Source organism: Adlercreutzia sp. (genome assembly GCF_056795635.1).
On the sequence record NZ_JBQIIT010000055.1, the window covers coordinates 1 to 4,454 of the forward strand.

At 64.8% G+C, this 4,454-nt stretch carries 5 protein-coding genes; 4 read left to right on the plus strand and 1 reads right to left on the minus strand.

What is annotated here, in order from left to right; translation table 11 throughout:
* The 3 genes from ACTOXK_RS12065 to ACTOXK_RS12075 form a co-directional block, all read left to right on the plus strand.
* Positions 1–1,010: Na/Pi cotransporter family protein (locus ACTOXK_RS12065; RefSeq protein WP_482280001.1), on the plus strand; the 1,010-nt coding region annotated here is incomplete at its 5' end.
* Positions 1,011–1,168: 158 nt separating this feature from the next.
* Entirely contained in the window at positions 1,169–1,900 is a 732-nt protein-coding gene (locus ACTOXK_RS12070) for a response regulator transcription factor (protein ID WP_286143339.1), read from the plus strand.
* Positions 1,897–3,006 (plus strand): sensor histidine kinase, encoded by a 1,110-nt coding sequence (locus ACTOXK_RS12075; RefSeq protein WP_217968733.1) that lies wholly within the window; start codon positions 1,897–1,899, stop codon positions 3,004–3,006. The genes ACTOXK_RS12070 and ACTOXK_RS12075 overlap by 4 nt, the downstream gene beginning before the upstream one ends.
* 125 nt (positions 3,007–3,131) lie before the next feature.
* Here the strand turns inward: ACTOXK_RS12075 and ACTOXK_RS12080 are convergent, their stop codons facing one another.
* Positions 3,132–3,758: a 4Fe-4S cluster-binding domain-containing protein gene (locus tag ACTOXK_RS12080; RefSeq protein WP_217968732.1), complete on the minus strand. Its 627-nt coding sequence runs from the start codon at positions 3,756–3,758 to the stop codon at positions 3,132–3,134.
* Positions 3,759–4,071: 313 nt separating this feature from the next.
* Between ACTOXK_RS12080 and ACTOXK_RS12085 the strand changes: the two genes are divergently transcribed.
* Positions 4,072–4,454 (plus strand): DUF3662 domain-containing protein (locus tag ACTOXK_RS12085; protein ID WP_482280002.1); only part of this gene is annotated, 383 nt, incomplete at its 3' end.

Genomic DNA, 4,454 nt, shown 5'->3' on the forward strand with positions numbered 1-4,454 from the left:
TGTTCGGCGGCTTGGCCTTGTTCCTGTATGGCATGAACCTCATGAGCAGCAGCCTGCAAGAGGCCGCGGGCGAGCGTATGCGCTCCATTCTGGCTGCGGTGACGAAGAATCCGCTGGTGGCGGTGCTCGCTGGCGCTGTGGCCACGGCGGTGCTGCAAAGCTCGTCGGCCACCACCGTCATGACCATCGGTTTCGTGGCGGCCGGCCTCATGAACCTGCGCCAGGCCATCCCCATCATCATGGGCGCCAACATCGGCACCACCATTACGGCCCAGATCATCGCCTTCAAGCTGTCCGACTACGTGCTCGGCATCGTGCTCGTGGGCTTCATCGTCATGTCCCTGGCGAAGCAGTCGAAGGTGAAGCTCACCGGTACGGCCATCTTCGGCTTCGGCCTTTTGTTCCTCGGCATCGACACCATGGGGGCCGTTATGAAGCCTCTGGCCGAGAACCCCGTGTTCACTGACATGATCGCCCAGGTCACCGGCGTGCCGATTCTGGGGGTAGCGGTGGGCACCATCATGACCCTGGTCGTGCAGAGCTCCAGCGCCACCATCGCCGTGCTGCAGAACTTCGCCGCTCAGGCCGGCCCCGACGGTGCCAGCGTCATCGGCTTGGAGGGGGCCCTTCCCATTTTGCTCGGCGACAACCTGGGCACTACCATCACGGCTCTTCTAGCCGCTGTCGGCCAGAGCCGCGATGCCAAGCGCGTGGCCCTGTCCCACTGCATCTTCAACCTGTCCGGTTGCCTGCTGTTCGTGTGGCTCATCGGCCCGGCAGCTTCGGTGGTGGCAGCCCTCACTCCGGGTCCCGAGATCGAGGTCATCGCCCGTCAGATTGCCAACGCGCACACCCTGTTCAACGTGACCATGACCCTGCTGTGGCTGCCCCTGGTGTCGCTCATGGTGCGCATCGTCATGGCGGTGCTGCCCGACCATCCGCGCCGCCCCCGCCGCCCGCGCAACCCCGTGGCCGAGACCCCCTTCGCTCCCGACACCGCCGCAGCATAGGCTCTGCAGCGGCCAATGGCCTCGGAATCTGCCATCCTGCGCTTAGAATCTGCTTCCTGGAGGCGAGGCCCCGTCAGCTTATTGACGACTTAGGGCCTCGCCTCTTCTGCGCTGGCGGCATGAGATACAATGCGGCACGCAGACGAGAAAGGACTCCCATGGCTGCGCCGGCACTCATATATTACGTAGAAGACGATGAGCACATTCGCGATCTGACGAGCTATGCCCTGCGCCACGCCGGCTTCGAGGTGCGGGCCTTCCCCGATGGATCGGGCTTCATCGAGGCTTGCTGCGAGAAGGCTCCCGCCGCGGCGTTGCTGGACATCATGCTGCCCGGAGAAAGCGGCCTGAGCCTCGTGCAGCAGCTGCGCGCGAACGCAGCCACCGAGAACATCCCCGTTATGATGCTCACCGCCAAGGGCACCGAGTTCGACAAGGTGTGCGGGCTCGACGCCGGGGCCGACGATTACCTGGCGAAGCCCTTCGGCATGATGGAGCTCGTCTCGCGGGTGAACGCGCTTCTGCGCCGCGCCGCCCGGCCCGCCCAGGGAGCGTCGGGCTCTCCGGCTGAGGAACTTGGCTGGCTGTCCTGCGGGGCCATCTCCCTGTCGCCCGAGGCGCGCACGGCCACGGCAGCCGGGGTGGAGCTGCCCCTGACCCGCAAGGAGTTCGACCTGCTGCGCATTCTTTTGGAGCATAAGGGCCGCGTCCTCACCCGCGAGCAGCTGCTCGAGCGGGTGTGGGGCGTAAGTTTCGTCGGCGAGACGCGAACGGTGGATATGCACGTGAAGACGCTGCGCAAGAAGCTTGCCGCGGCAGCGCCCGGTGCCGAGGAGGCCATCGGCACCGTTCGCGGCGTGGGATATCGGATGCGGGAGATTTCACTATGAGCGAGGTCGAAGGCGCCGGGCGGCCGGAAGCCGTCGATGCCGCAGGTGCCGCTCCCAGCCTGTCCGGCCGCATTTTGCGGAGCGTCCTTACCTTCACCATCGGGGGCATTGTGCTGCTCACGCTTATGTTTGCGGGCATTTTCTACGCCACGATGATGCAGGTGCCCAACTCCGCGGCCGTTATGGCCGACTTCTTCGGCGGCGATTTGACCGTGTGCGTGGTGGCGACGCTCATCGTGGGCGTAGCGCTCGCCTTTGCTGTGTCCCGTGCGCTGACCGTCAGCATTGTGCGCCCGCTCGACGAGGTGGATCCCGCCGACCCGTGGAAGGTGCCGGTGTACGCCGAGATGCGCCCGCTGCTCGCCCGTATCGACTCTCAGCAGCGCACCCTGCGGGCCCAGAACGAGGAGTTGGCCCGCGCCGAGAGCCTGCGGCGCGACTTCTCGGCCAACGTGTCCCACGAGATGAAGACGCCCCTCCAGGTGATCTCCGGCTATGCCGAGCTTATGGAGAACGGCCTCGTGCCACCTGAGGACGTGCCGCGGTTCGCCGGGCTCATCCATCAGGAGTCCCAGGCCATGCGCGCGCTCATCGACGACGTGCTCACGCTCTCGCGCCTCGATGAGCTGCCGCCCGATGCAGCTGTCACTGCGCCCGTAGAGGTGCTCGGCGTGGCTCAGCGCGCCGCCGGGCGCCTGGTGAAGCTCGCCGACGAGCGCGCGGTAAGCGTGCAGGTGCAGGGTGCTCCGGTCACGGTGACGGGCAACGAGGGGCTCATGGAGCAGATGCTCCACAATCTCATCGAGAACGCCATTCGCTATAACGACGAGGGTGGCCATGTGTGGGTGGAGGTGGACGGCTCTTCGGAGGGCGTTACCGTGCAGGTGGCCGACGACGGCCCCGGCATTCCCGAGGCCAAGCGCGAGAAGATCTTCGAGCGTTTCTACCGTCTGGAGAAGAGCCGATCGAAGGAAACCGGCGGCACGGGCTTGGGCCTGGCCATCGTGAAGCACGGTGCCCAGCGTCACGGAGGCACCATCGAGGTCGGCGGCAAGGAAGGCGAGGGCGCTACCTTCACCCTCTTTTTCCCCGCAACGGCCGAATAGCGGGATGATCAGGGCCTTTTCGCAGCCTCTCTTCCTGCTGGGCGTCCTCATGTTGCTTCGATAGTGAAATTTCTATTTCACTATTACAACTACTATTTTGAGAGTGCGGCAATAGCCGAGGCTCTCTACCAGTTCGAGGGCTTCTCCAGGTTGAAGTCGGTGGGCTGCCAGAGGGTAACACTGCCCGTGCGGCGGGTGACAGGTACGTCGATGAGGCGCTGGTTGGAAGAGCCGCACCACTTCAGTTCCAGCGACTTGCGGGATTCCACAAAGGGGCCGTCCACCAGCACGTCGATGGCATCCAGTAAATCTCCTACGGCCAGGTCGGCGGCAATGCCCGCGGCGAGCGCTTCCCCGGCCAGGCCGGCCTCTTCGCGCCGCGTGCGTTCGGTGCGAGCCGCCTCCGCTCGGCGCAGCAGGTCCTCGTACAGGTACCCCGTGAATGACCATACACCGTAGTCTCGCTCCTTCAGCGCGCGGGCCAGCACGGCACAGGCCTCCGGTTGCTCGAAGGGCTCGCCGCCCGAGAGGGTCACGTCGTGCACGAGGCCATTGGCCTCGATGTCGGCCAGCAGGTCGCTGATGGCCGTGACGGTGCCGCCTTCGGCCGGCTGGCTTTCGGGGTTGTGGCATCCCGGGCAGCCGTGGGAGCAACCCTGCACGAACACGGCATAGCGCAGCCCCGGCCCGTCCACAATGGAGTCGGGCACGGTGCCGTACAGGGATATGGTCAGGTCGTTCACGTCGCTCATGGGGTCCTCGTTCATCGTGCGGGCCTCGCAGTCCGAGGCGCTTGTATCGGTTACGGGCCATCATTATAGGCTGCGCGGGCACCTCGTGTTCCGCAACACAAAGACGGCACGAAACCGTCGCCTCCGCCTTGTCTACCTTGCCGCACGGCGCCGCCCTGCTGCAGAGGATGCCTGCATCGGCTGTCCGCCCCGTTCCCTGTGACGATTGCGTAAGGTTGGGCGCTTGTTGACCAAGCGACGAAGGGTTTGTGGCAGAATATGCGGATGTGCAAATTAGTCGCAGCTTAAACATGGTAGATACAAGGAGAAGCACATGGGACTCCTCTCAAGGTTCGAAGGCAAAATGGAAGACACCGTGGAAGGTGCCGCCGACCGCATGGGCGCGGCCCCGCTGTCTCCCGTGCAGATTGCCAAGAAGGCCGAGAAGCAGATGCGCCGCGAGAAGATGGTCGGCGCAGGTAAGCAGTATGCTCCCACCCTGTACACCGTGCTCGTCAACGCCGACGACGATCGGCGCCTTCTGGGTTATTACCCCACGCTTGCCGGCGAGACTGAGACGTACCTGTCCGCGAAGGCCGCTGAGTCGGGCCTCGTTATGGACGGCCAGCCGCTTGTGCGCTTCATCGTGGATGACGATCTGCGCCACGGCAAGTTCGACGTTATTGCCGAGATGGTGGCCTCTCCCTTGGTCGAGCA

Bases quoted from the DNA above. Each gene is read 5' to 3' on its own strand.
- ACTOXK_RS12080 (WP_217968732.1), bottom strand. From the start codon at position 3,758: ATGAGCGACGTGAACGACCTGACCATATCCCTGTACGGCACCGTGCCC.
- ACTOXK_RS12075 (WP_217968733.1), top strand. From the start codon at position 1,897: ATGAGCGAGGTCGAAGGCGCCGGGCGGCCGGAAGCCGTCGATGCCGCA.
- ACTOXK_RS12070 (WP_286143339.1), top strand. From the start codon at position 1,169: ATGGCTGCGCCGGCACTCATATATTACGTAGAAGACGATGAGCACATT.